The sequence below is a fragment of the Rhizobium sp. CC1099 genome (assembly GCF_029714385.1).
Taxonomy (GTDB): Bacteria; Pseudomonadota; Alphaproteobacteria; order Rhizobiales; family Rhizobiaceae; genus Rhizobium.
Map to the genome: position 1 here is coordinate 1779586 of NZ_CP121642.1, position 16287 is coordinate 1795872.

17 protein-coding genes and 1 pseudogene are annotated in these 16287 nt (G+C 59.3%); 4 read left to right on the forward strand and 14 right to left on the reverse strand.

Annotation, left to right across the window (positions count from 1 at the left end; translation table 11 throughout):
• Window positions 1-10: 10 nt before the first annotated feature.
• Entirely contained in the window at window positions 11-922 is a 912-nt protein-coding gene (locus QA644_RS29765; RefSeq protein ID WP_283072760.1) for a LysR family transcriptional regulator, read from the reverse strand.
• Window positions 923-1017: 95 nt separating this feature from the next.
• On the opposite strand from QA644_RS29765, the gene QA644_RS29770 reads away from it, so the two are divergent.
• On the forward strand, window positions 1018-1902 hold the full coding sequence (locus tag QA644_RS29770) for an aldo/keto reductase family oxidoreductase (RefSeq protein WP_283072762.1): 885 nt from the start codon (window positions 1018-1020) through the stop codon (window positions 1900-1902).
• Window positions 1903-2127: 225 nt separating this feature from the next.
• Here the strand turns inward: QA644_RS29770 and QA644_RS29775 are convergent, their stop codons facing one another.
• The 9 genes and pseudogenes from QA644_RS29775 to QA644_RS29815 form a co-directional block, all read right to left on the reverse strand.
• Complete coding sequence (locus tag QA644_RS29775; RefSeq protein WP_074072373.1) at window positions 2128-2580, reverse strand: hypothetical protein; 453 nt, start codon at window positions 2578-2580, stop codon at window positions 2128-2130.
• A 249-nt stretch (window positions 2581-2829) separates the two neighbouring features.
• Window positions 2830-3735 carry a PhnA-like protein gene (locus tag QA644_RS29780; RefSeq protein WP_283072763.1) on the reverse strand — a complete coding sequence of 302 codons (906 nt, stop codon included), beginning with the start codon at window positions 3733-3735 and terminating at the stop codon, window positions 2830-2832.
• A 165-nt stretch (window positions 3736-3900) separates the two neighbouring features.
• A complete protein-coding gene (locus tag QA644_RS29785) occupies window positions 3901-4446 on the reverse strand; it encodes an MOSC domain-containing protein (protein ID WP_283072764.1) in 546 nt (181 codons plus the stop codon).
• Window positions 4447-4668: 222 nt separating this feature from the next.
• Window positions 4669-5895, reverse strand: coding sequence for a bifunctional alpha/beta hydrolase/OsmC family protein (locus QA644_RS29790; RefSeq protein ID WP_283072765.1), 1227 nt, complete (start codon window positions 5893-5895; stop codon window positions 4669-4671).
• A gap of 250 nt (window positions 5896-6145) precedes the next feature.
• Window positions 6146-6652, reverse strand: coding sequence for a peptide-methionine (S)-S-oxide reductase MsrA (gene msrA, locus QA644_RS29795; RefSeq protein WP_239603378.1), 507 nt, complete (start codon window positions 6650-6652; stop codon window positions 6146-6148).
• Window positions 6653-7096, reverse strand: coding sequence for a peptide-methionine (R)-S-oxide reductase MsrB (msrB, locus tag QA644_RS29800; protein WP_283072766.1), 444 nt, complete (start codon window positions 7094-7096; stop codon window positions 6653-6655). It lies immediately after the preceding gene.
• A gap of 113 nt (window positions 7097-7209) precedes the next feature.
• Window positions 7210-8085 carry a LysR family transcriptional regulator gene (locus tag QA644_RS29805; RefSeq protein WP_283072767.1) on the reverse strand — a complete coding sequence of 292 codons (876 nt, stop codon included), beginning with the start codon at window positions 8083-8085 and terminating at the stop codon, window positions 7210-7212.
• Between the two features lie 237 nt (window positions 8086-8322).
• Window positions 8323-8748, reverse strand: a pseudogene (locus QA644_RS29810) (hypothetical protein); the annotation flags it as partial.
• Window positions 8749-8766: 18 nt separating this feature from the next.
• Window positions 8767-9936 carry an aldose epimerase family protein gene (locus QA644_RS29815; protein WP_283072768.1) on the reverse strand — a complete coding sequence of 390 codons (1170 nt, stop codon included), beginning with the start codon at window positions 9934-9936 and terminating at the stop codon, window positions 8767-8769.
• Window positions 9937-10261: 325 nt separating this feature from the next.
• On the opposite strand from QA644_RS29815, the gene QA644_RS29820 reads away from it, so the two are divergent.
• Window positions 10262-11245: an MBL fold metallo-hydrolase gene (locus QA644_RS29820; RefSeq protein ID WP_283072770.1), complete on the forward strand. Its 984-nt coding sequence runs from the start codon at window positions 10262-10264 to the stop codon at window positions 11243-11245.
• A 494-nt stretch (window positions 11246-11739) separates the two neighbouring features.
• On the opposite strand, the gene QA644_RS29825 is transcribed toward QA644_RS29820, so the two are convergent.
• Both QA644_RS29825 and QA644_RS29830 read right to left on the reverse strand, forming a co-directional pair.
• The gene (locus tag QA644_RS29825) at window positions 11740-12018 is read right to left on the reverse strand and encodes a hypothetical protein (RefSeq protein WP_283072772.1); all 279 of its coding nucleotides are present in this window, start codon (window positions 12016-12018) and stop codon (window positions 11740-11742) included.
• 672 nt (window positions 12019-12690) lie between these two features.
• Window positions 12691-13284 carry a hypothetical protein gene (locus tag QA644_RS29830; protein ID WP_283072773.1) on the reverse strand — a complete coding sequence of 198 codons (594 nt, stop codon included), beginning with the start codon at window positions 13282-13284 and terminating at the stop codon, window positions 12691-12693.
• A gap of 185 nt (window positions 13285-13469) precedes the next feature.
• On the opposite strand from QA644_RS29830, the gene QA644_RS29835 reads away from it, so the two are divergent.
• Complete coding sequence (locus tag QA644_RS29835) at window positions 13470-14033, forward strand: cupin domain-containing protein (protein WP_283072774.1); 564 nt, start codon at window positions 13470-13472, stop codon at window positions 14031-14033.
• A gap of 695 nt (window positions 14034-14728) precedes the next feature.
• A complete protein-coding gene (locus QA644_RS29840) occupies window positions 14729-15172 on the forward strand; it encodes a DUF4440 domain-containing protein (RefSeq protein WP_239603542.1) in 444 nt (147 codons plus the stop codon).
• A 323-nt stretch (window positions 15173-15495) separates the two neighbouring features.
• On the opposite strand, the gene QA644_RS29845 is transcribed toward QA644_RS29840, so the two are convergent.
• Window positions 15496-15729: a hypothetical protein gene (locus QA644_RS29845; protein ID WP_283072775.1), complete on the reverse strand. Its 234-nt coding sequence runs from the start codon at window positions 15727-15729 to the stop codon at window positions 15496-15498.
• 199 nt (window positions 15730-15928) lie between these two features.
• A complete protein-coding gene (locus QA644_RS29850; protein WP_239603356.1) occupies window positions 15929-16273 on the reverse strand; it encodes an antibiotic biosynthesis monooxygenase in 345 nt (114 codons plus the stop codon).
• Window positions 16274-16287 lie beyond the last annotated feature (14 nt).

The window sequence follows — 16287 nt, forward strand, 5'->3', positions numbered from 1 at the left end:
ACGTTAAAGGTCAGCGCTGGTCCGCCGATGCCTTGATGAAATCGATGAATGCGCGCAGCGGCGCCGGCACGAGGCGCCGTCCGGGATAATAGAGAAACGGCCCGGAGAAGGCCTGCCACCAGGGTTTAAGGACGGGTTCGAGGGCGCCGCTATTGAAATAAGGCCGCAGCCAGTCCTCGAACAGTCCCACGATGCCGACGCCGGTAATCGCGGCATCAACGGCAAGATCGACGGCGCCGCCAATCCCCACGGTCAACGGACCTTCCGGATCGACCCGCACGACTTCGCCTTCGCGCTCGAACTCCCACGGCGTCATCATCGCACCGCTCGGAAAGCGACCGCGTATACAGGCATGGCTGAGCAGATCGCGAGGATGATCGGGCCGCCCATGGCGATCAAGGTAAGCCGGAGAAGCAGCGGTGGCGAACCGCTGGACACGAGGCCCGATCGGCACCGCGATCATATCCTGCTCCAGCCGCTCCTCGTAGCGAATACCGGCATCGCATCCGGCCGCCAATACGTCGACGAAGCTCTCCTCGGCGATCACCTCCAGGCGGATGCCAGGATAGGCTGCGAGGAATGGCGGAACGATGCTGGGTAGCACCAGCCGCGCTGCGCTGACCGGCACGTTCAGGCGCAACGAACCCGCCGGCCGATCGCGAAAGCCGTTCACCACGTCGAGGGCCGACTCCACCTCGGTCAACGCCGGGCCGAGCCGCTCCAGCAGGCCATGACCAGCTTCGGTCAAGACGACGCTGCGTGTCGTACGGTTGAGCAGCCTGACGCCGAGCTGCGCCTCAAGGCGGCGGACCGCCTCGCTCAAGCCCGACGCGCTTGCGCCGCTTGCGCGCGCTGCGTCGCGAAAGCCCTTGGCGCGCGCCACCGCCACGAAAGCACTCAGATCACCTAGATCGACACTCACTGTTCGCCTCTCCGCACAGCCTGTGCAGATTGTATCCGGTTATCGCGCGGATGGCCAACGCCTATCTACGCCTTGATCAGATAAGGGGAAAGATCATGACCAGCACCGAAAACCAATCCGAAACCTTCGTCCTCGGCGACCGCACCGTGAAGCGGCTCGGCTACGGCGCCATGCAACTTGCAGGGCCTGGCGTGTTCGGTCCGCCCAAGGACCGTGACGCGGCATTGGCCGTATTGCGCGAAGCAGTGGGGCGCGGGGTCAATCACATCGACACCAGCGACTTTTACGGCCCGCACGTGACCAACCAGTTGATCCGCGAGGCACTCGCGCCCTATGGCGACGATCTCGTCATCGTCACCAAGATCGGGGCCTGGCGCGGCGAGAATGGATCCTGGCTCCCGGCCCTCTCACCGGAAGAACTGACCCAGGCCGTGCATGACAATTTGCGAAATCTCGGTCTCGACGTGTTGGATGTGGTCAACCTTCGGATCATGTTCGACGCCCATGGCCCGGCCGAGGGATCAATCGAGGCGCCGCTCACCGCCCTGGCCGAGCTCCAGCGGCGGGGTCTGGTGCGACATATCGGATTGAGCAACGTCACCCCCACGCAAGTCGCAGAAGGACGCCGGATCGCCAAGATCGTTTGCGTGCAGAACCAGTACAATTTAGCGCATCGGAGGGACGATGCCCTGATTGACGATCTTGCCCGCGACGGGATCGCCTATGTGCCGTTCTTTCCGCTCGGCGGGTTCAATCCGCTGCAGTCGTCTATCTTGTCCGACGCCGCTCAACGCCTCGGCGCCACGCCATTGCAGGTCGCTCTCGCCTGGCTGCTTCGTCGGGCGCCGAACATCCTACTGATCCCCGGCACGTCCTCGGTCGCGCATCTGCGCGAGAACCTCGCCACGGCGGAACTTGATCTGCCGAATGATACGCTTGATGCATTGGACGGCATTGCAGCGAGCGTCAGTTCCGCCTGAAGAGCCGGCGATTCCCTTGCTTCGGGGCGCAGCCGGCGGTCGGCAATCGGGTGGAAAGCTGGCAGCGTGATCGTGCTCGGCAAAGTCCGTTTTCACTCATGAACTCGGTTCGGCCGCACTGCGCTGCAGCAATTGCTTTCGTTGGACGCCACAGCTCCCGCCGTCCCGTTATCACACGGGACCCACCAACCTTGGATCAGAACAGGTCGCTTATGGAGAAGCGCGTCAGTCCGGCTCCACTGGTCGGATCGTTTCGACCGAGACGTCGCCATCAAGGATCCCGCGCGAAACGTCGGTACGATCACGGTCGATCTCGATTACGGTGTAAAGCTTGTCGTCCCGGAAAGCGCTCGCATTAGCTGTCGTCACGTCTTCGGCAGGCGCTGCATCGACCTCCATGAAGTCCAGCTCGCGACTCGCCGCCATGATCCGTGCGTCGCCTGGCGTCCTCGCCGCCACTACGACAACTCCATGTCCTGGAGAGTTGGCCCATCTTGGATCGTTCGGTGCGGCGATCGGCTCGAGCCGATAGATGCTGAGTGGTTCCCCAGCGCTGCCGGGCGCGCCCTGCGCGGCCGCGTCAGCGATCTGCGCCTGGCTTTCGACCGAACGCCCGAACGTAGTCGGGCTGCTTGCATTGTTGATCGCGTCGGTACCTGTCTTCGAAACGTTCGACATAACGTCCTCCATGACAAACAATAACGATAGCGGCACCCAACTGTTCCTAACCCCAGAACTCGCAGGGACCGGGCCGGTACGGCGCTCAAGGCGAAGCTGATCCTTAAGTCCCAGGCGCAGGCCAAGTTCGCAAGGCAATAGGAGCGTTAAGGGTCCCGGCCCGCCATGACCGTTTTATTGACCCACGTAAGAGCGCGCTTTCAAATGGGCAGCCCGGTTGAGCGGTCTGTCTACATGGGCCTGGAATGTTTAGCGCGTCACGTAGACGTCTTCGTCCCGCACGACGTGGGTCGTGCCGACGGCGCCGCCGATCCAAGCCGCGATAGCCCCTACGGCTAGCGCGATGAATGCCAGGATCGCTCCCGCCGAGAACGCTGTCGCTGCGGTTTCGGCGGCCTCGGTCGCCTGCTGCTTTGCCTGGGCAACGGCGTCCTTGTACTGCTGCTCGTACTGGGCGACCTGCTGCTTGGCCTGATCGACAGGAATGTTCTGAGCTCGGGCGATGGCGTCGGCAGCGCGATTGCGTGCCTCTTCTGCCTTGGTTTCGTCGCCTGTCAGAACTGCGCGCACGGAGGCGACTGCGGCATCGCGCAGCGCTGCTGGATCGTTGCCGCCACTTGCGTCGCGGATGCTCTGCTCGACGCCGGCCATTGGATCGGTGGCCGTCGCAAGTGCCGGAGCTGCAGTCGTGGCGGCTGTGGCCACCGTGGATCCGGCGCTAGAGACGATGCCGCCCACACCAGAGAAGACGCCACCGACGAGCGCGCCGACGGATGTGGTCAGAAGATAGACGACGACCAGCGTGGTGACAGCCCACGACGTGACGCCATGAAGAGATCCCGTCGAACGAAGGGGGCGTCCGGACAACCGGCTGGCAATGTAGCCGCCGACGAAGGATGCGATGAGGCCGCTGACGACGAACCAGATTGCCGTGCTGACCGAGAGCGTTGTCGCACTCGGATTATCACTCGAAGCGGGATCGATGACGGCGGCGCCGAGGCCGGCACCCAGGAGGTTGAGCAGGAGCTGAACCACAAGTGCCACTGCGACGCCGGCGAATACGGCGCCCCAGGAGACCTTGTTGAAGGCTGCGTTGAGGTAGGGGTTATCGTCGCGCGTATGAATGTGCGCCACGGATGAAACGGGTTCGGTCATGAGAGCTTCCTTTTCTCACGAGTTCGTGAAGTGGCAATCAAACTCGCAGATGTGCCCATTGTTCCAGGTGGCTGAACTTCTTTGGAAAAAAGTGGATGCGAAATCCCAGGTCCTTTTCCTGTAGCATCCGCAAGCACATACGGCTCGAACCGCACCGGTGCCTTCTTAAACCCTCTCCAGCGGAAAGAAGGGGGGCTGAGGCAGCACCGCGGTGATGGCGTCGCCCGTGCGCACGATGCCACCTTTAAGCACGACCGTCATGATACCAGCCCTAAGAGTGATCTTTCCGTTCGCTCGCTTGTCCAAAACGGCCTTGAGAAGGCCCGGCTGAAACTTATCGATCTGCGAGCACGGATTGCGAAGACCTGTCACCTCCAGCTCGACGTCTGTCCCGAGCTTGAGAACAGCTCCGCGGGGGAGCGCCAGAAGATCGAGGCCGCGGGTAGTGATGTTCTCGCCAAGATCGGCTGGTCCGACTGTGAAACCTTTCTCACGAAGCTCGTCGAACAGTTCGGCGTGCATCACATGAACCTGGCGTAGGTTCGGCTGGCTAGGATCGACTGCGACGCGGGATCGGTGCTTTACAGTTACGCCGAGATGCGCGTCGCCCTCGATACCCAGGCCAGTAAGAACGCGGATTTCTGCTGTCTGCTTTTTCGAAAAGCGATGCTGGTCGTCCGCCGCAACTGCGATGACTTGTCCGTCGGCCATGGGTATCTCTTCAGTTTCTACTCGGCAGTATCTTTGATAGCGCTTTCGAAACGTCTGTAAACCCGACAGACAGCTCCGATTTCGATTGGAAGCCCCGAAGGTCAAACGATGGCGATATCCCAGCAGAACTGTTGCGCAGGGCGGTAAGTTTGGTTCGACCACAAGTACACCGACCTGTACGGCGTCAGACGCAGCGCGCCCGCGAGGTGCTTGTCGACCTTCTTATTTCACGATCGTTTTTATCTTCGCCATAGCTTCGAGCGTGCGATGGACCGGGCATTTGTCGGCAATTTCAGCAATCTTGCTGCGAAGCTCCCCGGAGACCTCGCCATCGATGGAAATGACGCGCTCGAAACGATCAATCCTGCCGCTGCCGCGGCGTTCCGCTTCGGTGCAGTCCTCGCAGTCCTTGACATGAATTTTGGCATGCGAGACGTCAACGCCGATACGCCCCAGCGTCAGCTTCTTGTGATCGGCATAGATACGCAGCGTCATCGAGGTGCAGGCGCCAAGTGCGATCGACAGGAAATCATAGGGCGATGGCCCGGAATCGAGCCCGCCCAAGTTTCCGGGTTCATCTGCGAAAAGCCGGTGGCTGCCCGCCTGAACCGAATTCTGGAACTTGCCTTCGCCCGTTTCCGTCACGCGGACATGTTCGATCACCCCCGTGCCCTGCGGCGTGTCGGCGGCGAGATAACGGGTCAGCCATCCCGATATGACCCGTCCGGCGAAGGCTGCGTCCTCAATGTCAGTGAGCAGGTGATCGGCCTTGTCCAGCGAGATGAAGCTCTTGGGATGTCTGGCCGCGAGGAAGATTTCGTTGGCGTTTTCTATTCCGACCGTCTCATCCAGCGGCGCGTGAAGGATGAGGAGCGGCTTTTTTAGGCTCGCAACCGCATCCTTGATACGGTGTGCACGCGCGTCCTCGACAAATTGCTTTCTAAGAACGAACGTACGCCCGGCAAGATCGACTTCGGCCGCGCCACTTTTTTCGATTTCCTCGAGGCTCGTCCCGAAATTCTTCAACACGTGGCCGACATCGGCCGGCGCACCGATCGTGGCAACGGCGCGCACTTCAGGTATGTTCCTGGCGACGGCCAGCACCGCTGCGCCGCCGAGCGAGTGGCCGATCAGCACTGACGGTGCCCGATAATGCTGACGAAGATAGTCGACCGCCGAAAGCAGGTCGGCAACATTGGAGGAGAAATTTGTCGAAGCAAATTCGCCTTCGCTCGATCCCAAACCCGTGAAATCAAAACGCATGACAGCGATACCTTCGCGCGCAAGCTCTGTTGCAATGCGGCGAGCTGCGGCCAAATCCTTGGAGCAGGTGAAGCAATGGGCAAAAAGTGCGTAGGCGCGTAAAGGCTCGTTCGGCATGTCGAGGCGGGCAGCCAGGGTTGCGCCGGAATGGCCGGCAAATTGAAGCCGTTGCGTGTTGAAGGCCATGGGAATGCTCCGTCGCTGTGAGGAAATAAGCATTCTACATCAGCGACGGAGACCGACTACCTAGATGTTCGATCAGAGCCCAATCTTTGCCTGGATGTTTGTGACAGCGGAGCGCCGGCACTGCCGGCCTCCTTGGTGGCGGCGTCCAAACTGCACGACGTGCTCCTGTTATGGCCCGGCGTATCCGCCGCACTTTTCAGGATTGGTTCGAAGGGGCCGCCAATCTGCCTGGCAGGAGAAAGGCGGCCGGTTACTCGGCCGCCGACCGCCGTGGCAGCACCCAGTTGGCGCGCGGGAAGTGGCAGGTGTAGCCGTTTGGATAGTGCTCCAGGTAATCCTGATGCTCGGGCTCCGCCTGCCAGAAATCTCCCGCCGGCTCGACCTCGGTCACCACCTTGCCGGGCCACAGACCCGAAGCGTCGACGTCTGCGATGGTGTCCTCGGCTATTTTCTTCTGCTCGTCGTCAGCGTAATAGATCGCCGACCGGTAGGAGGCGCCGACATCGTTGCCCTGCCGGTTTCTTGTCGTCGGATCATGGATCTGGAAGAAAAACTCCAGAATCCGCCTGTAGCTGATCGTCTCGGGATCGAAGATGATCTCGATGCCTTCGGCGTGGGTACCGTGATTTCGGTAGGTCGCGTTCGGCACATCGCCGCCGGTGTAGCCCACGCGGGTCTGAATGACCCCGGGCAGCTTGCGGATCAAGTCCTGCATTCCCCAGAAGCAACCACCAGCCAGAACAGCTTTCTCGGTCATTTAGATATCCTCCACCTGGTTGAGATACGCACCGTAGCCCTCGGCGTCCATTTCGTCGCGCGGAATGAAGCGCAGGGCTGCGGAATTGATGCAGTAACGTAGGCCGCCCTGGTCTTGAGGACCGTCGGGAAACACGTGTCCGAGGTGGCTGTCGCCATGCGCGGAGCGCACCTCGGTACGGGTCATGCCGTGGGAGCCATCCCGCAGTTCCTTGACGTTTGCCGACACGATCGGCTTGGTGAAGCTCGGCCAGCCGCAGCCGGAATCGAACTTGTCGGCCGAGGCAAACAGCGGCTCGCCGGAAACGATGTCGACATAGATCCCCGACCTCTTGTTGTCATGATACTCCCCTGTAAAGGGGCGTTCGGTGCCGTTTTGCTGGGTCACCCGATATTGCTCGGACGTAAGTTTGCTAACCGCTTCGCCGGTCTTTGCGTAGGTCATTGCCTATCTCCGTTCTCGGATTTGTTGCCTGAATATGGCGAAGGCCCACGGGGATTCCCAATATCAGGTGTGTATAGATTCAATAGCCGTACCATAAGGACAGTTCTGCCCGCTTACGCCCAGTTGTGCCGAGCTGCCATCTGCGCGATCTTGCGGATCTCGAGCGGCGTACCGGAACCGGAGACCGTCACGAATACCAGTTCGCGTTTCAATGATATCCCTTCAACCGGGCGTGTCGCTATGCCCTGCACGACGACGGACCGCTCGGGCATGATGCAGATCGCGCGGCCTTCGGCTACCATTTGCTGGACCCAGTCCTCGCGCTCGGCACTGAAGCGCGGTTGCATGACCGCATCATGGTCCATCAGGTGCTCGGTGATCTCGGTGTGGAACTCGCAGGCCAGCCGGTCGACGTAAGGATAGGCGGCAATTGCCTCGGTACTGACGACATCTTTGCCCGCCAGCGGATGGCTCTCCGCGCAGGCAAGGAGGAATCGCTCGGAAAACAGCGGCACGACGTTGAGCTTGGGGTTGGGACGCGGCGCCCGCGGCAGGATGCAGGCGTGGTACTTGCCCGAGAGCACTTCGTCCGCACTCTCTCCAGCCAACAGCTGATGCATGTTGATCTTTATAGAAGGAAGCTTTCCAAGCGCGTCGTCGAAGAATGCGGCAAAGGCAGCGGGGCCAATGGTTGGGGCAACGGCGATGTCGAGAATACGGCGTCGGCCGAGCACCGTGCTCTCGGAATGCTCGAGCACGTTTCGAAGCGCGAGTTCAATCCGCATGAACTCGGCCTGGACGTCGCGGCCAAGCGCGGTAAGGCGGCTGTCCTTGCCATCGCGATAGATCAGTGGACTGCCCAATTCTTCCTCTAGACGCTGGATTGCTCGAGTGAGACTTGGCTGCGAGACACCACTTCGACGTGCGGCTTCGGTGAAATTCAAGGTTTCCGCCAAATTGAGAAAGTACCTGACCTGATTGATGTCCATGGATCACTTCTTGCGTGGGTTTGACGGGGATTGCCATCAAGGTGGAAGCGAGATGCGCGGGTTTCGAGCTTGCCTAGGAGTGAATACAGATCAGCAATGGTTTGTGCCACTCCTGGAGAGCGCCTGCCCCCGATGAGGTACCCGGTGCAGGCGATTATTTTCCGCGGGGGCAGTGCGATCAGAGCTCTCTTCTATCGGACCAAGAAAGCCATTGCGATGGTCATAATCGGCCCGCGCTTAGGTGCAACGGCGCAAAGCGCAGTCCGAATTCGTGGGGCGGAAATGCATCAAGCACCCTTGGAGCAGCCGCGGCGCGAAGCCGAGTTGCGCCTTCGCACGGCTGTTGGAGGCTGCAGTCAGGCGGGTGTGGTAGTAGACCGCTTCCTCGCCCGCCGATTTCAGCGCGCCCTCGACGCTCACGTGCGGAGGCTCCGCCGCGCCGACCCACCGGGCGAGGGCCGGCAGGCATTCGGCCACGGACAGGGGATCGTGATCGACGACATTGTAGCCCCCGGCTCGGCCGTAAGCGAGGCGATCGTCGCGGCGATCGCGTCATCGATGTGGACGAACGACCAGACGGCATTTCCTTCGCCGATGGTCGCCGCTTGGCCCGTGCGCACCTGATCCGCGATGGGCTCCGTCCGGTCGGTACAGTAACCAGGAATGCACGCACCTGTAGCTCTAGGATTCATCGGTGGTGAATTTGTGCACCGTAGTCGACTTTAGCGTCTCCTGCGGTTTCAGCACCGTCGTCGGAAAGGACGGCTTGTTCGGCGAATCCGGGAAGTGCTGCGTCTCGAGGCAGAAGCCGTCAGTCTGGCGGTATTGCTGACCGGCCGCGCCGACGAGCGTCGAATCGAGGAAGTTGCCGCTGTAGAACTGGATGCCGGGCTCGGTGGTCGATATCTCCATGATCCGGCCCGAGCGAGTCTCGTAGACTCGCGCGGCAAGCGAAAGCCCGCTTTCTGACTTGTTCAGCACGAAGTTGTGATCGTATCCGCGGCCATAGACCATCTGTGGGTCGTTTGCGCGGATGCGTGCGCCGATCGGCATCCCTTCGCGGAAGTCGAACGGCGTGCCGGTCACAGAGGCGAGCTCCCCGGTCGGGATCAAGGTCGCATCGACCGGCGTGTAGCGATCGGCGTTGATCGTGAGGATGTGATCGCCGATCCCGCCCACACCGTCGCCGGCGAGATTGAAGTAGGAGTGACTCGTGAGATTAACCACGGTTGGTTTATCCGTTGTCGCCTCGTAATCGATGCGCAGCTCGTTGTCGTCGGTGAGGGTATAGACGACCTCGACCGCAAGCGTGCCGGGATAGCCTTCCTCACCATCCTTGCTCGTATAGCTGAGCCGCGCCGCGGCGCCGCTCTCGCTGGTCAACGGCTCGACCGCCCAGACGACCTTGTCGAAGCCTTTCATGCCGCCATGCAGGCTGTTCGGCCCGTTATTGGCGGCGAGCTGGTACTGCGTGCCGTCGAGCGTGAACTTGGCGGCGCCGATGCGATTGCCATAGCGCCCGATCAAGGCGCCGAAATAGGGATTCTTGGACTCGTAGTCGGCGAGTTCCTTGAAGCCGAGCACGATGTTACCGAGCTTGCCCCAGCGGTCGGGCACGTTGATCGCCGTGACGATGCCGCCATAAGCGATGAACCTGACGGACGCGCCCCTGTCGTTGGTCAGCGTGTAGAGATCGACGGCTTTGCCGTCCTGCGTGTTTCCGAACGGGGTCTTGTCCACAGAGCCGGCTGCGGCGCTCGTTCCCGTCAGCAGCACGCCCATGCCAAACAAGGCCGCGCCGAGTACTGATCCGTGCCAAGTACGCGATATGTTGTGATCGACCCACATCATGGTTTCCTCCCCTAATAGGCCTCTTCGCGGCCGACCTCGGGCGAGCCGCCTGAAGAACCAATTGTAAACTCATCCGACTATGAGCGTAAGCGAATACATGCTGTGCGGGCGACCGGAAGCCGCCGCACGTCGCGAAATTCGGGGCGGCAGCGACTGAAACGTCTCCTTCGAGCCGCCATGACCGGTCATTCGGGCCGCCCCAGACGAATGGCAGCTCGTGCGCGAAGCAGACGTTTGCGGATCGCGCCTAGCCTCCATCCATGGTACAATCGCCTTTCGGCATACGAACGGGGTTCCGGGGGGCTATCTGGCGAAGGAGACCCCAATGCTAGTCCTTGACAGGCGCAGCTTCCTGACATCAGCAGCCCTCGGCACGGCGGCCGCCGGCTTAGGGAGATCGGAGCATGCTTCTGCTGCCGACTCGGAACTGCCCGCTGAGGCCCCCGGCTTCTACAGCCTGAAGGTCGGTGAATTCCGGATCGCGCCAGTCTGCGACGGCGTGTTCCATCTGCCGATGAACAGCATCGCGACGAACGCAGAACCGGCCGCCCGAAAGGCCTACTTCGACGCGCAGTATATGACTGCCGATGTTTTCCAGCTCCAGGTGAATCCTCTGCTAATCGACACCGCCGAGAAACTCGTTCTGGTCGACACCGGCGTCGGACCGGGTCAGGATTGGGCGCCGACCGCCGGGCGTCTGGCGAAGTCGCTCCAGAATGCTGGCGTCGCACCGGCCGACATTGATGTGATCGTTCTCACCCATTGCCATGTGGACCACGTCGGAGGGCTTGAGGCTGCCGTCAGCGAAGGCTTCTCCAAGGCCGAGGTGGTACTTTCAGAGACCGAGCTCGATCTCTGGAATTCGCCCGATGCCGCCTCGAAGGTTCCGGATTGGGCCGCACCCGGCGTGCCGGCGTTACAGAAGACGTTCGCGACCCTCGGCGACCGGCTTCGCCCAGTGAAGGGTGGGACCGAAATTGTTTCAGGAGTGATGGCGCTTGACACGCCCGGCCACACACCGGGGCATATGTCGGTGTTGGTGGCGTCGGGCGACGTCACGATGTTGGTCACCGGCGATGCCCTCGCCAATATCCACTTCGCGTTCGATCACCCGGATTGGCAGATGATTTGGGACCATGATCGCGAACTCGGCGTCCAGACGCGCAAATCCCTGCTGGACCGCGCGACGCACGATCGGCTTCTCGTTACCGGCTACCACTACCCATTCCCGGGCGTCGGCCATGTCGTGAAGGACGGAGACGGCTTCCGCTGGCTGCCGGCCAACTGGGTCTGGGACAGCGCGACCTGACCTGTTTGCGCCATTTGGGGAGCTTGAAAAGGCTTATATTAGGTGGCCCGCGCGTTTCACCCGTGCAGGCCCATTACGTTCTTGCCTGCTCGACTGCGGCGTGTCCTGATCACCTATGGCCGACCGATAGATCGAATTTTCCACCTTTTTGCGCCAGCAACCGTGTCTTTGGCCTCGCCTCGTGTGAATGACGGCTCCTTAGGACGAAGCGGACAGAGATGGGGGCCGACGCAATGACAACGTTGGGCCGACACCGGACGAGTTTTTCATTTTTGGGATGGGCCATTTCCGGGCATCAATTTCGCGTCAAAGCAATCCCCAAGAGCGTGCTGGCTGGCGAGAAAGACAAACAGCACGAAAACGGACATGACCGGAAAGATTGTTTTCGATAGCCGAGATGCTATATCCGGCACCATGTCACTACCGCCGCGAATCTTCCCCCACTGCTGCGATACAGAATGTAATCCCAGCAGCGTTGGGAAACAAATCGCTGGTTATTGATCGTCGATCCTTCGGCTTCCAAGCAAGAAGCCGGTAGTATGACCGAGAGCCCCGCCCATGGAGAGAATGACGATCAGCGCGAACACTTTCGTCCATTGAGCAACGGCGAAAATGACGAGCCAAAAGAAAAGCACAAGCGGAACCGTGAAGCTTGAGAAGACAGCGAACAGGATCAGCAACACGATAAACGTCCCTCCGACACCTTCTAAGAATTCCACCTTGGTGACTGTTAGGGCTAGAATGCCGAGTGCCGAAAGAAAGATTGGTGTCACCAGTCTGGCTTGAAATGCGCGAGGGCCTATGCGGCCCCGCGTGCGGCGGCATCCCGTCGAGGTGGCGGTCAAAATAAAGACGACGATTCCCAATAGACAGACAGTGACCGTAGGAAACATGATCATCCACCCTCCACTCCTGTACTAGACTTCACAACTCTCGACGCACGAGTTGGAACTGCCAGACGCGATTGATACCGCAAGCTGACGGCCAGTGCGCGAGTATGTTGTTTGAGGCTTAACTTTCGGTTGCTTGCCGAAAGTTGATTTGCAGGCTGCAAATGGACGCGCGGAAGTCTGCTCAGGGCCGAAGGCTGTCATGACGCAAATGCGCCATTTGCGGTCAATAATCGTGGATTAATTTTATTACAGCAGTATCTGCTGGCCGAGATCGAATCATTGCGGGACCAGGAGACGCGGAGTGGTCGAAAGCTTTGACGAAGCTACCCCGTTTCTCATAATATTCGCAATGTGGGGTCTCTTATGGCCCGCCCTCTCTCGATACAAATCGATCCACGAAGTCCCACGCAAACAATTGGTTTGGCTTTCTTTCGGGATGGGGACACTCGGTCTTTTATTTACACATCGACCAGATGACCGCTTCGGGCCGACAGCGGCAGATTAGCCTCGGTTTGGGTGCGCCATTAGCGGACGTCAGGGCTTTGCCAACGACTATAAATATCGGGTATGCCAGTCCTTGAACTCAGCAACGGTGCGAACGCGATGGTCCATAACGGCCTCATAGACCAGCGCACTCGAAATTTTGTTCGTCCCCTCTGGCAATTCCGCCAAGGCGCTTTTGATCTGAAGGATGGTTTCCCGGTCTGTCTCGGTGAGGCGAGGCATCAGCGTCTTCAGATGTGCGAGGTCGGGCTGCCTTTCCGGCTCATCGACCAACCAAATGTCGATGGTCCACATCTCTTGGTCCGGTGCTCGGACCGACACCCAAAGATAAAGCCCATCTGGATATTTCTCAGGTTCTATGTTCCATTTTCCGGTGTCGTTGCGAAAGCGCACCCCAACAACGCTCTCGGTCATCTGCATGAGGCGAGCGCCAATACCAGCAAATGCTTCGAGGGCGTGGATATCTAACTTAGGACAGGCAACTGTAATATCGATATCGCGCCGGACCATAAGACCCATGGCGGAGCTGCCAACACGGGTAGAATGCCCTACCTGAGAAAGAAGTTCGTCAAGGCGAAGCGCACGTACGATTTCATCCGCTTCAATTTGTAATCGTCGCTGGGCTACCAACAGGTCGGACATAGTCTTCCTCTAATCGTCGTTATTCCAACCTATTGGGCCAAGGTGACATCGCAGTTGTCAAACTCAAAGGGCTTTGGCCGCTTTTTAGGCGCGAATCTGCCGCGCCCTTACAACCTGAAAGTCCGCAACGGGTAGAAAGGGCCCCATATTTTCGATACTCTGGCCCCCCACACCGGAGGATCAGAATGGGAATTTCAGAACGCCCACCTTTCATCGCCCGCTGGAGCGAAGTTGAGCGACCGGACGACTCGCACTACGACGAAGACGATGAGCTGATGAGTATCGGCGCACCTTTCGGCAGGCATTTCGGCCTGACGAAGCTAGGCATTCATCATGAGAGACTGCCACCCGGTCGCCGCACGTCCTTTCCACATGCCGAAAGTGCAGACGAGGAGTTTGTGTACGTCCTGGAAGGCGAGCCTGATGTTTGGCTCGACGGCCATATCCATCGACTGACGCCAGGCGATGCCGTTGGATTTCCAGCAGGCACGGGGATCGCGCATACCTTCCTTAACAACACTGAAGCCGAGGTCCGCCTGCTCGTTGTGGGCGAACGGAGCAAACCTGAGAACCGCATCTTCTACCCGCTCAATGCTGACCGCAGAGCGTTACACGAGGATTGGTGGGACGATCATCCGGAGCACACCTTAGGTCCTCACGATGGGATGCCGGATTTGGTACGGGCCGCTAAGGCTGGGAAAGATGATGTTCAAACAGAATATAAGCGTAAGGGCGACGAGAGGAGGTAGTATTGCTGAATAATCCACGACTCATTTCCTCCCCGACGATACATTCCGCTCAGCCTTCAATGGTAGACAATCCAGAGGTGGAGACGAACTTGCACCATGTCAACTGGCTGTCCCGAGTAGCAGCAAAGGTTACACTAGCGCTAGCGATAGTCAGTGCGGTTTGTGGCACCATCATTTTTCTTTTCTCCGGCTTCGCAGGCTTGGCTGCGTGGACTGACTCGTTCAATGTTTGCCCTGACGGAAGTCAATGCAGCGACGCTGAATCTACGATGCGGGTCGGCGTGTTCATCTCCGCGATTAGCTTCTCCATCACAGCATTCTCAGTTTGGATGACTATCCGAATCCGAGAACATTGCCGCATCAAGTATGCCAATCGTAGAAACGCAGTTTGACAAGCAGGCGCGATTGGGCACGCCCGCATCTCTCCACTGGAAAGTTGACCGCCGCAGGTTCGCCTCCGCTTCGGGACAAAGGAACCGCGAGCCGAGTGACCTTCACAAAGCTTGATGAGCATCCCGACTGGGCCGGTGGGGATGTGACAGTAACGGCCATTTGGCGGAAGGCGATCCGCTTCAAGTTTCCACGCTATCAGGAGCTGCTACGCCAAATAGGTGTGTTTACACCCCCGCCTCTCGAAGCTTACGGTTCGCAGCGGGATTTGCCGTCTATACCCCGATATTTGTTGGGAGGATGCCATGGTTAAACTTCTGACTTCCATGTTTGCCGTCCTGTGCATTTGCCTTTTCGCGTTCGCCCCGGCCAAGGCTGACCCGATCGACGACGAAGTGAAGGCTGCCTACTCGGCGTGGGATGCAGCATTCAACAAGGCGGACGCAAAAGCCGTTGCGGCTTTCTACACAGACAACGCTATTTTCTTGCCCGCCACCCATGACGTGATTAAGGGGCCGGGCGGCGTTGAGAAATTCTTTGGCGGAATCTTCGGCATGGGCGTGACAGGCCACAAGCTCGAACTGATCGAGGCGCAAGGCGACGGCAAGTTGCTGGTTGGCACAGCGAAATGGTCGGCCAAGGGCAAAGACGCTAAAGGCGCTGACCAGCCATGGGCTGGGGTGGCAACCCATGTCTTTGAGAAACAGGCCGACGGCAGCCTGAAACTCAGGGTGCACACCTTCAACTGAACCAACAGATTTCGAAGACCCTCTCTGAAAATTGTCACTGCACTCGCCGGAAGCGTCTGTGGACGACGAAGGCGCAGCTTCCTTTTATGAGAAATCTGCTATTCTTCGGTATCGCGCACACTCACTCGTTGGCCATCGGGGTCAACGAGACTCGCGTCCAGCCAGTCCTATTCTGGCGACCTGGCCCTGCAACCGACCGCCGTGTTCCATTCAATCGCCGCAGGTTTTGAAGGTCCTGCGGCATGAGGTGCGATAGGGGCTCGCTGACCTAACCCATCCGAAGCGAGCCTCGTCGTACATCTCATTGCAGCCCAACGGTGGCGCTAGTCATCGACGGTCTTACCGCCGGTCCGACGATTAAGGCATTTCCCGAATTCCACCCGAAGGCTTTCGAGGATTGCCTTCTGGGAGTGGCCCTGTGAGTGAAGGTCGACGACCCGCACGACAAAGCCCCGATGATCTGGAGAAATCTTCAGCTCATTGCATGCGTCGGTGATGATCGCCTGGAGTAATTCGAGGTCGTCAACGTCAATCGCGAAATCAGAAAGGAAACCCAATTCCCACCCCCGCAGACGAAGGCAGAGAGCGCGAGTATCTCCCAATTGGTCTCCACGCGACCAACCGAGCCATGATAGCGCGAATGCGTCCGCGATCCAGCGAAATTGTAATCGTCCAGAACGACAGACAGCGGATTGAAAACGCTTGAACATGAGGCTTGGTCATATGACGCCGGAACCCGAATATGGTGGGGAAGGATCATCGCAGTTTGACGGCATCCGCTTCGAATCCGTAAGCTCTTTGAACGAGCGCTACGCGGATTTCATAACGCGTATACCAGTCTGTCCGGCCTCGGCGTTGCGCTTCGACGTGATCGACAACCGCTTTCCATGCCCGGATGCTTTCCTCGTCCCTCCAATAAGAGTTGATGATACCAAAACCGTCAGCACGGCGGGCGCTTTCGAAACCCAGAAAACCAGGCTGCTGCTTTGCCAGTTCCACCATCGCAGCGCCGATATCACCATAGCCGTCTTCGACCTCCGTTCGTTGCGATGAGAAGCAGACGACGTAATAGGGTGGTGCAGGCAAGGTAGCGATAGACATGTCAACCTCTCGTT